Origin of the sequence: Vibrio rhodolitus (genome assembly GCF_003350325.1) — a bacterium.
Taxonomy (GTDB): Bacteria; Pseudomonadota; Gammaproteobacteria; order Enterobacterales; family Vibrionaceae; genus Vibrio; species Vibrio rhodolitus.
This window is the reverse complement of record NZ_QLYZ01000005.1, coordinates 53,628-69,644: the sequence shown is the minus strand read 5'-3', so window position 1 is coordinate 69,644 and position 16,017 is coordinate 53,628. Positions and strand designations below refer to the sequence as shown.

The window sequence follows — 16,017 nt, the reverse complement described above, 5'->3', positions numbered from 1 at the left end:
TCCCCATTGTTTTAAAACCAGCATGATATTCCACACAAATTTGTTAGCTCAAACGAGTCAAATGTTACCAGTGTGATAAGATGCTGTTTCGGTATCTCGCTTTATTCCATCTATGACAACACCTATAAAAATGGCGCTGCTCGCCATCGCCTTACTTGCAGGCTTTTTTACCCAAGATATTATGGCGTGGTTTACCTCTTCCACTCCAATAACGCTTGAAGAGCACTGTCAGCTCTCCACCACAGCGTGTGAGCAAAATAACGCTGTCATTACCATTAGCCAAGATACGGCACAGCCTCTTCTGCCCTTTTCTCTTCAAGCAAATTGGCCTCAATCTGATGCCTCCCAGCTAAACTTAACCTTACAAGGGCATGAGATGGAAATGGGCACCGCGCGTTTTGCCATCGCTAAACTGGCTGATGGTCAATACCAAGGAGAAGTGTTGCTGCCCGCATGCACCATGGAAAATATGACATGGGTCGGCACTCTCAGTGATGGCAAGCAATCAATCAACGTAGCAATAAGGATGGCGCGATGAGCAGAAATTGGTCATTGATTTTAGTAGTCGCATTTTCACTTGGATACGGGCTAAAACTTTACTTAGACTCATCATCCGAGCAAACGATGACAACCAGCAGCGCAGTCTTCCAAGGCGAACAAAAAACGGTAGATCTATTTGATGAACAAGATCCGCGTACTCGTATTGTCTACTTTGGCTTTACTCACTGCCCAGACGTCTGCCCAACCTCTCTGGCAATGCTCTCTGGCGCACTAAAGCAATTAAACGCGGAGCAACTAGCACAACTCAGACCTATCTTTATCACACTAGATCCTGAGCGCGATATCGCCAGTAAAGCACACCAATACGCCCAGTACTTCCACCCGAAAATAGAAGGCTTGTCAGCACCAATTGAGATAACCAAGCCAATTGCTGAGAAGTACGGCGTGGTATTTAGAAAAACTGAGCTACCCGATTCTCAACTGCAATACACCATCGATCACAACTCCTACTTTTACTTATTACAACCTAACGGGGAGTTGATTGCTAAAGTCCCTCACACGCTTAACCCAGCACCGATCGTTGCTGCGATAGAACAACTTAAAACACAATAACAAAGGAATGATAATGAAATTGAAGCCTTTACTTTTAGCCAGCCTTCTTCTTAGTCCATTAGCAAACGCTGAACACTTAATGCTGCACAATCCGTACGCACGTGCAACGCCGCCAAATGTGGCAACCAGTGCGGTGTTTGTTGAGATTATGAATCATGGCGAAAAGGATCGTGCCATCGTATCTGCGTCGACACCCGCAGCTGGTAAAGTTGAACTGCATGACGTAGTTCATGAAGGTGAGGTGATGAAAATGCGCCAAATTGATCAAATCAAAATCCCTGCACAAAGCCACACATCTCTTAAGCCAGGTAGCTTGCATATAATGTTGTTCGATTTGACTAAACCTCTGGTTGAAGGGGAAAGTATTGAAGTGAATATCACGTTCGCCAATGGAGAGTCACAGCAATTTGAAGCTCCGATTAAAAAGGTGATGAGCGGAATGAAACACCACCATTAATTATTATCCGATGAGAAAGCGAAGAGCTAGCGCTTTTCGCTTTTGCTATTCTTACAGGGCAACATCATTCAGGAAGAAGCTTGGTTGCTGTGAGGGATTCACCTAACTGTGAATGTCTGTTTTGTCTGCGCTTTCATTGAGCAGCAACACTCTCCAATTAAGCACCGTTCACCATTAGTACGCCCTTGGGATTGAAAATGAACTCAAATGCCACATCCGCCATTACCCTGAGTCAACTTGGCTGGAACAACCTTTTCCATCAACAACTTACCCTTGACGATCTCGAACATCATCAAATTGCACGTCTCTCCGAACACCATCGCAGTGGTTACACTTTGCTGACTGAGCAAGGTCAACACTCATTAACGATTACCAAAAGTTTGCCTGACATGACGGTTGGAGACTGGGTGGTACTGGATACGGATGGTCAATTTTTACGACTTTTAGATAGGCAGTCGCTGTTTAGTCGTAAAGCTGCTGGCAGTAAAGTGTCACAACAGCTTATTGCTTCCAACGTTACCACGCTTTTTATTGTTTGCTCTCTAAACGATGATTTTAATCTCAGCCGTATTGAGCGCTACCTATCTATCGCTCACGATGCTGACGTGGAGCCGGTGATCATTCTTACCAAAGCCGATCTCTGCTCAGATAGCGATGATAAGCGTGCCCAAGTGCAGGCGCTTGATCCTATGTTGTTTGTTGAAGTGGTTAACGCGCTTGATAGTCAGCAGTGTCAACAACTCAATGGTTGGTGTAAACAAGGCAAAACGGTGGCGTTTATGGGCTCTTCTGGTGTGGGCAAATCAACGCTAATCAACAGCTTGCTCGGAGAAGCGACGCAAGCAACCGGCGGTATTCGCGAAAGTGACAGTAAAGGTCGCCACACGACCACCAGTCGCTCACTGCATCTACTGCCTTCTGGTGGTGTCTTAATCGATACTCCAGGAATGCGAGAGCTGCAAATCCATGACTGTGCCGATGGCGTTGAGCAAACTTTTAGCGATGTCCAAGCCTTGGTTGAGCAGTGTCGCTTTAGTGATTGCCAACACAACAATGAACCAGGCTGTGCGGTAACCAAAGCCCTTGAGGCTGGTGATATCGACCAAAGGCGCGTTACTAACTATTTCAAGCTAATGCGCGAGCAAGAGTGGAATGGAGCAAGCCTTGCAGAGCAACGCTCTAAGAGTAAGCAATTCACAAAGTATTGCCGTTCTGTGCAAAGTGAAAACCGTTCAAAGAAACTGGGCTACTAACGCATACAATATCGAGACAAGGGGCAAACGCCCCTTTTTTATGCACCTTCATGCTGCTTATTGCAATATTAGGTTCCATTTTTGTCAATAATGTTAATATTAACGCCTAGATATTGAATTATTCCTAGACACAATATCTCAGAAGGATAGTATAAGTTCCTTCACTTCCGTTCGATGAAGAAACACTATAACAAAGAAACAGCGTTTGTTGACGTGACGCGCAGCTTAGTTGCACTGGTTAATCGCTCTCAAAAACTTGGATGGCTTAGCTATCCTTGTCTTATCTGAAGCGGTAAACACAATCTCTAATTCCGCTGTCGCACTCCAACTAACCAAAGCAAAATGCAGGATTTATTATGCTTTATGATTCATTTTTAGGTCGGCTTGCCCGAGGCAACTTAGTGTTGCAGATTTTAGCCGGTATTATCTTAGGTGTCGCTCTATCACTGATTGCTCCTGAACACGCGACCAGTGTTGGCATGCTCGGTGAGCTCTTCGTTGGTGCTCTGAAAGCCGTTGCACCTATCTTGGTTTTCATTCTTGTAGCAGCCTCAATTGCCAATCAAAAGAAAAACCAACATACCTATATGCGCCCAATCGTGGTTCTGTACCTATTTGGTACCTTCACCGCCGCGCTGACTGCTGTCACCATGAGTTTTCTTTTCCCAACCACTTTAACTCTGGTCTCAGGTGCTGAAGGGGCTACCCCACCACAAGGCATCGCAGAAGTACTGCACACCTTGTTGTTCCAATTGGTTGATAACCCAATCAATGCACTGAAAAATGCTAACTACATCGGTATCTTAGCGTGGGCTATCGCACTCGGCTTAGCGCTGCATCATGCATCAGCGTCAACCAAGGCACTGTTTGAAGATTTAAGCCACGGCGTATCTCAGATCGTGCGTTTTATTATCCGCCTAGCACCGTTTGGTATTTTCGGTCTTGTTGCGTCAACTCTCGCAACAACGGGTTTCTCTGCTCTGGCTGGCTACGCGCACTTACTTGCCGTATTACTTGGCGCGATGGCGATTATTGCGCTAGTGGTTAACCCAATCATTGTGTTTATTAAAACCGGTGAAAACCCATACCCATTGGTTTTCCAATGCTTACGTGAAAGTGGTGTAACCGCTTTCTTCACACGTTCAAGTGCCGCTAACATTCCTGTTAACATGGCGCTGTGTGAAAAGCTAAAACTTGATGAAGACACATACTCAGTCTCTATCCCGCTTGGTGCAACCATCAACATGGCAGGTGCAGCTATCACCATCACGGTATTAACCTTAGCGGCTGTACACACCATGGGTATTGAAATCGATCTGATGACAGCGCTGCTACTGAGTATCGTTGCTGCCGTATCGGCATGTGGTGCATCGGGCGTTGCGGGCGGTTCTCTACTTCTGATCCCACTAGCGTGTGGACTGTTTGGTATTCCAAACGAAATCGCAATGCAGGTAGTCGCGGTTGGTTTTATCATTGGTGTGGTCCAAGATTCAGCGGAAACGGCACTAAATAGCTCAACTGACGTTATCTTTACTGCCGCAGTATGTAAGCAGAAGCAAAAACAAAACCGCCCACAATAATCTTTGCTTTTACTCTTATTAAAAAGGCTGCCGATTGGCAGCCTTTTGTGTTTCTACAGTTAATACTACTATCGCTTCGACTGATCCATCGGCGACTGAGTAAAATCAAGCGGTGGTGCATAGTTTGCCTGCGCGCTTTGCGCTTGATTCGGTTTTTGCTCAACCTCAAGCTCGCTCTCATGACCATCAGCAAGGTCCAATATAGCTTCTGCATCGACCGCTTCCGGAATTACAATGTCATAAGCCTGATAATCCAACTCTCGTTTATACAAACGATTGAGCGCTTTAATCAAAGCGTGCTTACCGACTTTGTTTTCACGAATGCGTTTTAGCATTGGCTTAGCTAACGATTGCAAGCCCACCACGGTATCAACACTGATGGTTAGAGAAACTTGATCACGCAGCAAGCGAGCATCTTCATTGCCTAATTGCCCCGCTAAGAAAAGCCAAATATATGCGATAAACTTACCTTGCCCACCTTGCTCGAGCCAATGTTCACCTGCCTGTAGCATCGCCGGCGTGTAGCCTTTCTCACCCGCTCTCTCAAGCCAATAACAGCCTTGATAAAAGTCAGCCTCAACGCCAACGCCGTGAATGTAGCTCAAGCCTAACTTCATACGACCTTCATTACTCTTAAGCTTGGTCGCTTGTAAATACCAACCAAACGCAGCGCTCGCAGAAGGTGTCGGGTTGTTCGGTGCGGTAAACCAATCACCCAAAAACAGCATTGCAGGGATGTATTGCATCTTCGCCGCTTCTTCCATCAAGCGGTATGCTTTGTCAACATGTTGATCGACCCCTCGACCAAAAAACAGCGCTTCAGCCGCATCAAATTTCGCTTGCAGATCACCCTCAATTGCCGCGATGGCAGTACGCCAAAACTTAGCTTGTTGGCGCAACACAATGTCTTCTTTCATACGATCACTGATACGTATTACCCCATACATACCCGTGACATTATCCAATTGCGCGGCTTTCAAATACCAATACAACGCTTTGCGTAAGTTGGTGCGTTCTTCTTCTTTGGCAAGATAAAGGATCATATTAATGTCGCCAGCTTCGGCTTTACGTCGGCGATCTTCTCTTTCTTGCTTTCTGTCTCGCTCTAGCGCCTTTCTATAAGCGACCTCACGCTGTCGGCGTTCAGTTTCGATTCTTTTCTGACGCACAGAAATAGCTAGCATCCAGGCAAAAAGTAGCAATAGAAGCAGCCCGGTCGCCCCTATGGCGATTCCCATCATATTCATCAATAAACTTCACACATCGTGTTTAACACTAATCTGCCTACCTTGTTTCGACCCACTACTATAAGATATGCAACTCGCTTCGCCTTGTTATATCTCGTTTCTATAGGATATGTGAATTGCTCAAATATAGCGATAATGTTCGGTTTTTTATGCTGATTTCTTGCACGATATCATGTCACTACACCCGGTTACTGATGCCGCTTTATTGATAGTTCGACCAATTAAAAATCACACATTTAACCGCCAATTAAGTTACATAAAAACAACAAGCAAACGTATGCGTTATGACCAACAACCATATTTCACAAAAGAAACCGCAAAAATTGACCAAAAACAATAGCAGAACAAAATCACTTATTTTATAATGCGAAATAATGTTACGACATACCGCATTCTAATTATCAGGGGCAGAAAATGAGACTTATCCCGCTTCAACAAGCAGCACAAGTAGGTAAATGGGCAGCAGCACACATCGTTAAACGCATTAATGATTTCCAACCAACTGCAGAGCGTCCATTTGTTCTTGGTCTACCAACTGGTGGTACACCGCTAGCAACATACAACGCACTTATCGAACTGTACAAAGCAGGCGAAGTTAGCTTTAAACACGTTGTAACGTTCAACATGGACGAATACATTGGTATTCCTGCGGATCACCCAGAATCATACCGTTCATTCATGTACAACAACTTCTTTAATCACATCGATATTCAAGAAGAAAACATCAACCTGCTAGACGGTAATGCACCAGAACACGAAGCGGAATGTAAGCGTTACGAAGACAAAATTAAGTCTTACGGCAAAATCAACCTATTCATGGGTGGCGTAGGTAACGACGGTCACATTGCATTCAACGAGCCTGCATCTTCTTTGTCTTCTCGCACTCGCATCAAGACACTAACTGAAGATACTCGTATTGCGAACTCTCGCTTCTTCGACGGCGATATCAACCAAGTACCAAAATACGCATTAACCATCGGTGTGGGTACTCTGCTAGATTCTGAAGAGATCATGATCCTAGTGACAGGTCACAACAAAGCACTAGCACTAGAAGCAGCAGTTGAAGGCAGCGTAAACCACCTATGGACGGTATCTGCTCTACAACTACACCCTAAATCAGTAATCGTATGTGACGAACCATCGACACAAGAGCTGAAAGTAAAAACAGTGAAATACTTCACTGAGCTAGAAGCAGAAAACATCAAAGGTTTCTAATTCAAACCTTGCGTGTCACTTTTGCACTATAACTAAGGAGGCTTGATGCCTCCTTTTTGTTTTGCTCGTTTAACGCAACTTAGGCGAGGTTAAAAAACAGCTCATCATCTGTCATGTATTTATGCTTGTTACCTAAATTGCGGATGTGCATAAACATAAAGTCAGGAAAACCTGGTGCTAGTAGTGAATTTGGCTCCCAGCAAACACCACCGACAAACATGTAGCGCCCTTGCTTATCATCATTGTGCAGTGGATTGTTTAGCGGCGTAGACAATTCAGCCCTGACTCCTTCCACCACACATACCACTTGCCCTTTTGCTACACCAATCACGCGATTGACTAAATTCGCCTTCATACCGCACTTCCACGCTTGGCGCGTTGCCATCTCAAAGCCTGCTTTGCGAACGCCTTTATGTACATTGACGATCAGATTCATAGCCACTTCACTCCATTGCTTTACTTTCCACAGAGTAACGCGGAACCCTTCTTTGTCTCGAACAATACTAACCTTGCTTTTCTCATCAGATGAAAATTAAATCCGTGCGTTATCAACAAACATACTTTATTAAGCCAAATTAGTTTGCACTTCGTATCAGTTGCAGACCTATACTTATTTCAAGCACGATGCTGATACAGGGGCTGATAATGACTAATCTAATTTTTTCAGTACTACTTTTGACCACTTCACCATCTTCCACAGGGCCAGATACCTTGCCACTGAAGTGTGTCCTACTTGAAACACAAGACAATTTTCTTTATTACCGTCCGCAGCGCATTTATCAAAGCGAGCAGTTTGTGCTTTTCCAAAATTTTAAGGGGCGAGTGGTTTCTCAAGTCGACTTAAAAACTGGAGAGATGATTCGAACGACTTACTTGGGGGATAAATTTGATCCGAATTATCAGATTTTGAAAGGCGTCTGTCAGGAAGTGAATCACACGCTTGATTTTTGGGCGCTCGACCAAGTCCCTTACGACAGATAAAAGCAATAACTCAAAGCAACATTACCAATAACGTTCAAAGACAATATTACCCGGCTCTGCTTTACGATGTTTGGTCAGCCCCATGTTCAATAGCTGCGTTGTGGTGTCTTTTATCATCGCTGGATTACCGCACAGCATGACAAAACTGTTGTGCGCAGAAAACTCGCAGTCGCAAGCCTCACTGAGCACACCTTGTTCTATCAAATCATTAATTCGCCCATGAAGTGCACCGCTGACTTCTTCTCTTGAGACTATCGGCTGATACACCAAACGACCTTGATATTGCTGCTGCAATTGCTCAATTAAGTAACGATAAACCAGAGCGCGTTCATGACGTACGCCATGCACTAGCACGATTTTATCGCTGGTCGGGCGCAAGCTAATATCGTCCAATAAAGACAAAAATGGACCAATCCCCGTGCCCGTTGAAAGAAGCCAAAGGTTTTTAGTCTGTTTTGGGATGGTCTCAAAAATGAGGTCGCCATGAGCCGACTGAGCAACATAGATTACCTCGCCCTCTTTTAGCTGTTGAAGGCGAGGACTTAGCTGACCATTGGGATCGGCAACGATAAGAAATTCCAGAGTGTCACTGCTTGTCAGTGGCGCGTTGACTAAAGAATAAGCTCGCGCAATCACGTTACCCTCTGCATCCGGCAACGCCAATTTAGTGAATTGACCCGCTTTAAATTGCAAAGGCGCGCCTATCACACGCAAGCTAAACAGTTGCTCTGTCCAATCGGTTCTTTTTTGAATCGTCGCTCGATGAAACCCTGCAATATCCGCCATAGTCTTTCTCCTAGTCGATTGCCACATAAAGCCTGCGCGCAAAAACAACATTTACGTAACAAGTTTGAATATAGACTAATTTGCTAACGGATATTAGACAGGTTTTTGATTCGTTAACTATTTCTACAAACACTAGTGATAGAAGGCTTACTTACTACAAGCGTGCCAAGCGCGGTCAAAAGCAACACATTACCCAAGTGGTTTATCTCGCCAGCAAGCATCATCCCGATACCAATTAAAAGATAATAGCCCAAGCCAAACAGCGCTCCAGCAGAACCTACTTGCTGTTTATACGCGACTAAAGCGCCCGCCAAAATATTGGGTATTGCAACACTAAACCCAATCACCACCAGCATCATAGGAACTAAAAACCACACTGAATGGAGGTTCACGTAAACACCAGCAGCACCGAGTAACGCAGTTACCGCTGCGAGCTGAACTCGAACAGTAACATCAATTTGACGACGTATAAGGTGCTTATTTAACTTACTACCCACAAGAGTCGCCACAGCAAGTAATAGCCCACTAAAACCAAATTGCATCGAACTAAACCCAAGCTGAGCAAACAAGAAAGGACCATGTAGGTAGTAACTAAACAGCATCACATTAAAACCGCAAATTAGCAGCGCACTTCGCCAAAGCTGACCATCTAACAGCATACGTTGCGCCAAGTTCAGCAAGGCTGGTTTAATTTCCGGCTTAGACAAGGAATCTATCACCACCTCCTTGCGGTCTTGAACTCGACTTTCACGCAGGTGGCTATATGAAAGCAGCAGCAATAACATCGCCAGTACCGCGAGTAAACTAAACACCCCTTGATAGCCGTAACGACTAGTGAATAAACTGCCGAGCAACAGCCCTAACGCAGGGCTAACCGCAATCCCGACGCCCATCAAAGAGAACACCCTGCTCAACTCCTCTTGATTATAAGTGTCTCGCAGCATGGTCTGCGTCACCACTGACCCGACTGCGGCTCCAAATGCGCTGAGTGCACGCATTGCCAATAGCCAGTAAAAGCTTTGTGCGTAAACGGCACCAAAAGCCGCCAGCCCATAGACTAATAAACCAGCTAACATCGCTGCTCGACGGCCGATTATGTCTGCTGCTATTCCCCAACTCACTACGCCAAATGCAAAGGCAGTAAAGTAGATTGATAGCGTCATGCCAGCCTGTGGCATCGAAACATCAAAGCCACTCGCAATCATCGGTAGAGCTGGGCTATAGATGGTTTCGACAATCTGAGGAAACATCATTAACAGCACCATCAAGCCTATTGAGGATTTCGTTTTCATCACTTCTCTCCATTATTTAACGCCGAGAAGTCTAACGAACTGTGCTAGAGTCCTATTAATAGGATTAAGACTAAATACATCAAGATTAAGACAAGTGGCACTGATCGACGAAAGCACACAATTCAACGCGGACAATCTCGATAGTCCAGTTATTGGCATTGCCGCTCGCGTCGGTCGCCATGATTCTGGACTACATCAGCATCACAAAGGGCAACTGCTCTACGCGCCGCAAGGGTGTATGACGATTACCCTCGCCGGTGTTCAATGTGTCCTACCCCCAACCAAAGCAGCGTGGATTCCAGCCCAAACCATACACTGCGCAAAAATGAGTAATGTGGTTGAGTACCGCTCGCTCTATCTCAGTGGAGAGTACACCAATATTGGCGGAAGCGATGTCAGTATCTTAGAAGTGACCCCGCTACTGCGTGAGTTGATCGAGCGAATGTCATTTTGGGTTTGGGATAAGCCTGCTGATGAAATGAAACACACGTTAAATTTATTTGTTGAAGAACTGCAACAAGCAAAGCCGCACACACTCTTTTTACCGCTGCCTCAAGATACGCGGCTGCAAGCTTGGCTCGATTCATTGCAAACAAACAATGCCCCATCACTAAACCACCTAAGCCAACAAATCGCCGCCAGCAGCAAAACCATTAGTCGGATTTTTGTTCGCGAGACAGGTATGCCCTATCAAGCTTGGCGTCAGCAATGGCGACTGCTTAAGGCCATCGAACATTTATCGCTTGGGCTAAGTGTGGCTGATGTCGCCCATCAACTTGAGTTTTCTAGTGATAGTGCGTTTATTGCCTTTTTTAAACAGCAAACCGGGCAAACCCCATATCAATATATCAATCAATAACCTAAGATTAGTGAGTTATGTTATTTGATACGCTGCAGACTTAAAGCAGCCGGCGTTAACTAGGAAAACAGCATGCAATACGCACACGCATTTATTGATAATGGATTACACTATCTACCCCATTATTTCTCCGTTCCTTTAGATTACGCTCAGCCAGATAAAGGCGAGCTTACTCTCTTTGCCCGTGAAGTTCGTCTCGTTGGTGATGAGCAAAGCCAAAAACCTTGGCTGGTATTTTTTCAAGGCGGTCCTGGCTTCCCAGCACTGCGCCCGATAGGCAATAGCGGATGGGTAAAGCGTGCCCTAGAGGAATACCGCGTGTTGCTGCTTGACCAACGTGGCACCGGCAATAGCTCTGTTGTCAGCCACCAAACTTTGGCAGGTAAAACACCAGAACAGCAAGCGGAGTATTTGAGCCATTTTAGAGCCGATAACATCGTGCGCGATGCTGAGTTTATTCGTGCGCAGTTTGGCGTGAAGCAGTGGGCCATCTTAGGTCAGAGCTTTGGTGGTTTTTGTTCATTGACTTATCTTTCATTGTTCCCACAAAGCATCCTACGTAGCTACATCACCGGCGGTGTGCCTTCGATATCTCACCATGCTGATGACGTTTACCACGCCACCTTTAAACGTACGTTAGACAAAAACCAAGCATTCTTTGCTCAGTTTCCTCGTGCCCAAGAACTTTGCCAAGCCATTGCCGACCACCTCATCGACAACGAAGAGTTCTTACCAAACGGGCAGCGCTTTACTGTTGAGCAATTCCAACAAATTGGTATCAACTTCGGTATGAGCGACAGCTTTATTAGCACCTACTATGGGCTAGAAAATGCCTTTGTCGACATTGAAGGGCAAAAACAGCTGCGTTATGAATTCCTTAATGCGATGTTGGCAGAACAAGGTTTCCAAACCAACCCAATTTACGCCATCTTGCACGAATCTATATACTGCCAAGGTTTTGCTTCAAACTGGAGTGCTCATCGCGTGCGCGATCAATACGCCCAGTTTAACTACCAAAAAGGGCAACCGTTCCTCTTTACCGGTGAAATGGTGTTCCCTTGGATGTTTGAGCAATACAAAAATCTAAAGCCACTGCAGCAAGCAGCAGAGATTTTAGCCAACAAAACGGACTGGGGGCCGCTCTATGACCCAGTTCAACTGGCAGGCAATAAAGTACCCGTCAGTTGCGCCGTTTATGCCGATGACATGTTTGTCGAGATGGATTACAGCCGAGAAACCTTAGCAATGATGCCAAACGCCAAAGCGTGGATCACCAACGAATATGAGCACAATGGCTTGCGCGCCGATGGCGAGCGCATCTTAGATACGCTTATCGCGATGGGGAACCAAACTGCGGCAACCTTAGTATAAGCGCGAGTTCATCCCCTCAACTCGCTTGAGGGTGCGGTCAGCAACGCTGGATATTCAAGTCACACCAATATAGTGTACACTCAGCCACAGCCACGCTGTGGCTGAGTTTTTATGGGAAAAAGCATGCTTAAAATATCAAACAGTGTCTCTCTCAATGATTGGGAAATTCAAATGACGGCAATCCGTGCTCAAGGTTCGGGAGGACAAAACGTCAATAAAGTTTCCAGTGCCATCCATCTGCAGTTTGATATCAAGCACTCAACTCTCCCCGCTATCTACAAAGAGCGGCTATTAGCGCTGAATGATTCCCGCATCTCGAAAGAAGGTGTTATTACGATCAAAGCGCAGCAATACCGTACTCAAGAGCAAAATAAAGAAGATGCATTAAACCGTTTGGCTGAGGTGATCCGCGCAGCGATGGTGGTGCAAAAGGCGCGCAAAGCGACCCGACCAACACGCGGTTCGAAAGAAAGACGGTTGAAAGCCAAGGGAATTAAAAGCCAAACTAAATCACTACGCGGTCGTATACGTGACTAATCGCTGACAAAGTGAGCCGTTCGCCAAGATAGCCGTTTGGCTAGATTAATCAAAATCAGGCAAAAGATGCCCTGTTTTCACTAATATCAATGCCCCTTGCTCTTGAGTAAACGGCTTATGCTGACTTAAATGAGGGCTACGAATCCAAGTGCCCGCGGGGTACTCACCAAGTTCATCACAGAAAACACCTTCTAACACAAAGATCTCCTCACCTCCCCAATGTTGGTGAGCGTTAAACTGAGTATTCGGCGCCCATTTGACCAAAGCCACCTGCTCTGACTCAAACTCGTGTAACGGCATCACCTCTAAACCGTCTACTAACCCTTGTCGCCAAGGCTGTTGGTTAGTATTCACAATGACGGATTGATCATCTTGCTGACTAAATTGCTGCAGTTTAACAAAGATGGTCGCACCATCAGCACCAATGCGCGGCGTGTGCGCAGTTCCGATGGGATTACGCACATAACTGCCCGCTGGATAATCACCATGCTCATCAGAAAAAGTGCCCTCGAGGACATAAAATTCTTCACCGCCACCATGAGTATGAGCGGAAAACCGACTGTTTGGCGCATAACGAACAAGTGACGTAGCGCGCGCGACCTCATCACCCACTCTGTCGAGCATCATTCGTTCAACGCCAGCCATTGGCGAGTCAACCCACTGATAATCACTGGGGCGAATAACCACTCGCTGTTCAAAATCGGCGTTAATCAAAGTCGTCATTTTTTGCCCTTCACCTGCATCGCTTTCCGTAAGTGTAGCTACTTGTTAATTTGTAAATCGCGATTTGTACGTCAATTACCAATCAAAGTATCAATACTCTTAATAACTTAACTTTTACCAGCAAACGAAGCAAACCCTCTGTAAACAGCTGAAAAATCGACTTTAATCCTGCAACCTTGCCGCTGATTAAATGTTAACCTGTTATTCACAATTCTAAACATATAGGCGGGGATAACATGGAAGTGATCAATCAGCTACACCCAACAGAACTTCAAATGGACAGACTACAGACAGAGCCAGAAAGTGGACCTATCCACCTGCTTAACCTGTTCAAGTTCCGCGAAAAATCCGAGTATGCGGATGGTCGAAAAACCAATCTCACTGGCAGAGAAGCGTATGACTTATATGGGCGCCCCATGCTCAAAGTACTGGAAAAGTATGGCGCAGAAGTGGTGTTCTATTCTGAAGTTAGCGGATTAATTATTGGTCAGATTGATGAGCTTTGGGATTCGTTTGTAATTGTAAGATACCCCTCTCGCCAAGCGCTGCTCGATATGACTTCATCCGAGGAGTTTAATCAGCTCAAGGTGCACCGTGAAGCCGGTCTTGCTGGACAATTAAATATCGAAACCAAAGTGCCTTGAGAAACCAGTGTTCCTTGAGAAACCAGAGTACCTTGAGAAACCAAACACCTTGAGAACCAAGGCGCCTTAATCTTAGATCTCTTGCGACCCAGCTAGAGTCTTTCTCTATCAAAGCGCAGCAAATTTTTCTTCTAGGAAGCGAAGTAACAACTGGGTTTTACGCGGCAAGAACTGCTTGGATGGATATACGGCATAAACCGGTCCGGGTGGTTCGACTTTATATTCAGGTAACAGTTTTATCAGCTTTGCTTGTCTCACAAACTCATCGCCATACACCGTTGGCAACACACCAATCACTGCATTATGGATCATCGCTTGAGCTAATGGTCCATAATCGTTGGCGTAAGCTTGGTAATCTGTCGTCAGCTGATATGTTTTGCTGCCTTTGTGCAAATTCCAAGTCTTTGCAAAGTACGGCACCGTAAAAGACCTCACACCCGTCAATTGATGTGGATGAGCAGGTAACACATGATTTTTTAACCAAGGCAACCCAGCATAGAGCCTCATTTCAGGTTGATAGAGAAATTTCGCCACCAAAGAGGAATCTTTCAGCGGTCCGGGGCGAATTGCCAAATCAACTTGCTCAGTGTGAATATCTTCAATGCTATTGCTGATCCGGTATTGGATCTCCAAGTTAGGATAGCGCGCTTGAAACTCACCAAGCCACTCTGACAAGCGGAAGTAAGCGAGAAATATGGGCGACACTACCACCAATTTACCACTAACATGCTCTTGCTGGTCTTGCAAAAAGGTCACACTGTCAATTAACCCCTCTAGGTGTGGCGCAGTTTGCTGATGGAGCAATTCTCCTAACTCACTCAATTGAACGGTACGAGAAGTACGTTGCAATAACTTCACACCTAACTGTTTTTCTAATTCAGCAATTCGACGACTGACAGTACTCGTCGGCAGATCGAGATGCTCCGCCGCAGAAACGAAACTGCCTCTTTCGGCGATGGTTTTGAGGATCAGAAGATCGTTAAAGTTCACGCTATCGTCCCATTTTTGAAAAGCTCCATGCAAATTATGCCGTTTTTGCTGCATTTAAAACTACTTAAGCTGAGACAAATTACATGTCACTTCAAGTAAATAGAGGAAAACTTGATGAAGAACTCAATGCTTTTGATGAGCCTTATGCTACCCGTTGTAGCCTTTGCTGATGGATTTGAACGCTTTAGTAGTGATGGCAAAGTCGATGTTTCCATCAGCGTACTTGATTGCGGAAGAATTGAAGCAAGAAAGCCAAGTATGTTTAACCCTAATGTCTCGGACGAGCAACCAATGCAATCCGCCAATAGCTGTTATCTGATCCAGCATCCTAAAGGGACGTTGCTGTGGGATACGGGTCTGAACGACGGGCTCAATGCCATGCCCGAAGGTATCGAGGTGATGGGTGGGGCTTTTCATTTTAGTTTGCCAACCACTCTCAATCAGCAGCTACAAGCGATGAAGCTAACGCCAAGTGATATAGACTACCTCGTGCTGTCACATTTACACGCAGACCACACAGGCAATGCCAATCAATTTAGCTCTGCAAAATGGTTAATTCAAAAGAATGAACATCATGTGGCTTTTGACCCTGAGATTTCGGCAAAGCTTGGGTTTGATCTGACACAATATCAAAACCTCAAAGATTCCGTACATGTGATTGAAGGCGATCACCAAGTTTTTGGTGATGGCTCAGTCGTAATCATCTCCGCACCAGGTCATACTCCGGGACATCAAGCGCTCTATGTTGACTTACCTCATTACGGACCTATCGTCCTAAGTGGAGATCTCTACCACTCACATCTAAACCGCGAGCAAAAAGCGATTCCAGTATTTAATCAGCCAGAGCAGACCAAAGCCTCCTTTGCACGAGTTGAAAAACTGCTCACAGAAAAAGGCGCTGAAATTTGGATTGGGCATGATATCGATGAGTTTAAGCAAAGAAAACTGGCACCTTATCGCTATCAATAA

The 16,017-nt window shown here is 45.5% G+C and carries 18 protein-coding genes; 12 read left to right on the top strand and 6 right to left on the bottom strand.

What is annotated here, in order from left to right:
• Positions 1–112: 112 nt before the first annotated feature.
• The 5 genes from DPF93_RS06950 (at position 113) to sstT (ending at position 4,403) form a co-directional block, all read left to right on the top strand.
• Positions 113–538 (top strand): hypothetical protein, encoded by a 426-nt coding sequence (locus DPF93_RS06950; RefSeq protein WP_114765488.1) that lies wholly within the window; start codon positions 113–115, stop codon positions 536–538.
• Positions 535–1,113 carry an SCO family protein gene (locus tag DPF93_RS06945; RefSeq protein ID WP_114765487.1) on the top strand — a complete coding sequence of 193 codons (579 nt, stop codon included), beginning with the start codon at positions 535–537 and terminating at the stop codon, positions 1,111–1,113. Before DPF93_RS06950 ends, DPF93_RS06945 begins: the two co-directional genes overlap by 4 nt.
• A 13-nt stretch (positions 1,114–1,126) precedes the next feature.
• Complete coding sequence (locus tag DPF93_RS06940; RefSeq protein WP_114765486.1) at positions 1,127–1,570, top strand: copper chaperone PCu(A)C; 444 nt, start codon at positions 1,127–1,129, stop codon at positions 1,568–1,570.
• Between the two features lie 197 nt (positions 1,571–1,767).
• On the top strand, positions 1,768–2,823 hold the full coding sequence (gene rsgA, locus DPF93_RS06935) for a ribosome small subunit-dependent GTPase A (protein WP_114765485.1): 1,056 nt from the start codon (positions 1,768–1,770) through the stop codon (positions 2,821–2,823).
• A 356-nt stretch (positions 2,824–3,179) separates the two neighbouring features.
• Complete coding sequence (gene sstT, locus DPF93_RS06930) at positions 3,180–4,403, top strand: serine/threonine transporter SstT (RefSeq protein WP_114765484.1); 1,224 nt, start codon at positions 3,180–3,182, stop codon at positions 4,401–4,403.
• 68 nt (positions 4,404–4,471) lie between these two features.
• Here sstT and DPF93_RS06925 read toward each other — a convergent pair whose 3' ends face one another.
• Positions 4,472–5,650, bottom strand: a complete 1,179-nt coding sequence (locus DPF93_RS06925; protein ID WP_114765483.1) for a tetratricopeptide repeat protein — start codon at positions 5,648–5,650, stop codon at positions 4,472–4,474.
• A 414-nt stretch (positions 5,651–6,064) separates the two neighbouring features.
• Here DPF93_RS06925 and nagB point away from each other — a divergent pair, with 414 nt between their 5' ends.
• Positions 6,065–6,865, top strand: a complete 801-nt coding sequence (gene nagB, locus DPF93_RS06920; RefSeq protein WP_114765482.1) for a glucosamine-6-phosphate deaminase — start codon at positions 6,065–6,067, stop codon at positions 6,863–6,865.
• Between the two features lie 79 nt (positions 6,866–6,944).
• Here nagB and DPF93_RS06915 read toward each other — a convergent pair whose 3' ends face one another.
• Positions 6,945–7,301 (bottom strand): acyl-CoA synthetase, encoded by a 357-nt coding sequence (locus tag DPF93_RS06915; RefSeq protein WP_114765481.1) that lies wholly within the window; start codon positions 7,299–7,301, stop codon positions 6,945–6,947.
• 209 nt (positions 7,302–7,510) lie between these two features.
• Here DPF93_RS06915 and DPF93_RS06910 point away from each other — a divergent pair, with 209 nt between their 5' ends.
• Positions 7,511–7,846, top strand: coding sequence for a hypothetical protein (locus DPF93_RS06910; RefSeq protein WP_114765662.1), 336 nt, complete (start codon positions 7,511–7,513; stop codon positions 7,844–7,846).
• A 21-nt stretch (positions 7,847–7,867) separates the two neighbouring features.
• On the opposite strand, the gene DPF93_RS06905 is transcribed toward DPF93_RS06910, so the two are convergent.
• Both DPF93_RS06905 and DPF93_RS06900 read right to left on the bottom strand, forming a co-directional pair.
• Positions 7,868–8,632, bottom strand: coding sequence for a ferredoxin--NADP reductase (locus DPF93_RS06905; protein WP_114765480.1), 765 nt, complete (start codon positions 8,630–8,632; stop codon positions 7,868–7,870).
• Positions 8,633–8,745: 113 nt separating this feature from the next.
• A complete protein-coding gene (locus DPF93_RS06900; RefSeq protein WP_114765479.1) occupies positions 8,746–9,924 on the bottom strand; it encodes an MFS transporter in 1,179 nt (392 codons plus the stop codon).
• Between the two features lie 94 nt (positions 9,925–10,018).
• Here DPF93_RS06900 and DPF93_RS06895 point away from each other — a divergent pair, with 94 nt between their 5' ends.
• From DPF93_RS06895 to arfB, 3 genes are all read left to right on the top strand, one after another.
• Positions 10,019–10,783 carry an AraC family transcriptional regulator gene (locus DPF93_RS06895; protein WP_114765478.1) on the top strand — a complete coding sequence of 255 codons (765 nt, stop codon included), beginning with the start codon at positions 10,019–10,021 and terminating at the stop codon, positions 10,781–10,783.
• Positions 10,784–10,855: 72 nt separating this feature from the next.
• Complete coding sequence (locus DPF93_RS06890; RefSeq protein ID WP_114765477.1) at positions 10,856–12,154, top strand: alpha/beta fold hydrolase; 1,299 nt, start codon at positions 10,856–10,858, stop codon at positions 12,152–12,154.
• A gap of 123 nt (positions 12,155–12,277) precedes the next feature.
• Positions 12,278–12,691, top strand: coding sequence for an alternative ribosome rescue aminoacyl-tRNA hydrolase ArfB (gene arfB, locus DPF93_RS06885; RefSeq protein WP_114765476.1), 414 nt, complete (start codon positions 12,278–12,280; stop codon positions 12,689–12,691).
• 45 nt (positions 12,692–12,736) lie between these two features.
• On the opposite strand, the gene DPF93_RS06880 is transcribed toward arfB, so the two are convergent.
• Positions 12,737–13,414, bottom strand: coding sequence for a cupin domain-containing protein (locus tag DPF93_RS06880; RefSeq protein WP_114765475.1), 678 nt, complete (start codon positions 13,412–13,414; stop codon positions 12,737–12,739).
• Between the two features lie 236 nt (positions 13,415–13,650).
• Between DPF93_RS06880 and DPF93_RS06875 the strand changes: the two genes are divergently transcribed.
• Positions 13,651–14,058 (top strand): DUF1330 domain-containing protein, encoded by a 408-nt coding sequence (locus DPF93_RS06875; protein WP_114765474.1) that lies wholly within the window; start codon positions 13,651–13,653, stop codon positions 14,056–14,058.
• A gap of 108 nt (positions 14,059–14,166) precedes the next feature.
• Here the strand turns inward: DPF93_RS06875 and DPF93_RS06870 are convergent, their stop codons facing one another.
• The gene (locus DPF93_RS06870) at positions 14,167–15,048 is read right to left on the bottom strand and encodes a LysR family transcriptional regulator (RefSeq protein WP_244204696.1); all 882 of its coding nucleotides are present in this window, start codon (positions 15,046–15,048) and stop codon (positions 14,167–14,169) included.
• A 114-nt stretch (positions 15,049–15,162) separates the two neighbouring features.
• Here DPF93_RS06870 and DPF93_RS06865 point away from each other — a divergent pair, with 114 nt between their 5' ends.
• Positions 15,163–16,017: an N-acyl homoserine lactonase family protein gene (locus DPF93_RS06865; RefSeq protein WP_114765472.1), complete on the top strand. Its 855-nt coding sequence runs from the start codon at positions 15,163–15,165 to the stop codon at positions 16,015–16,017.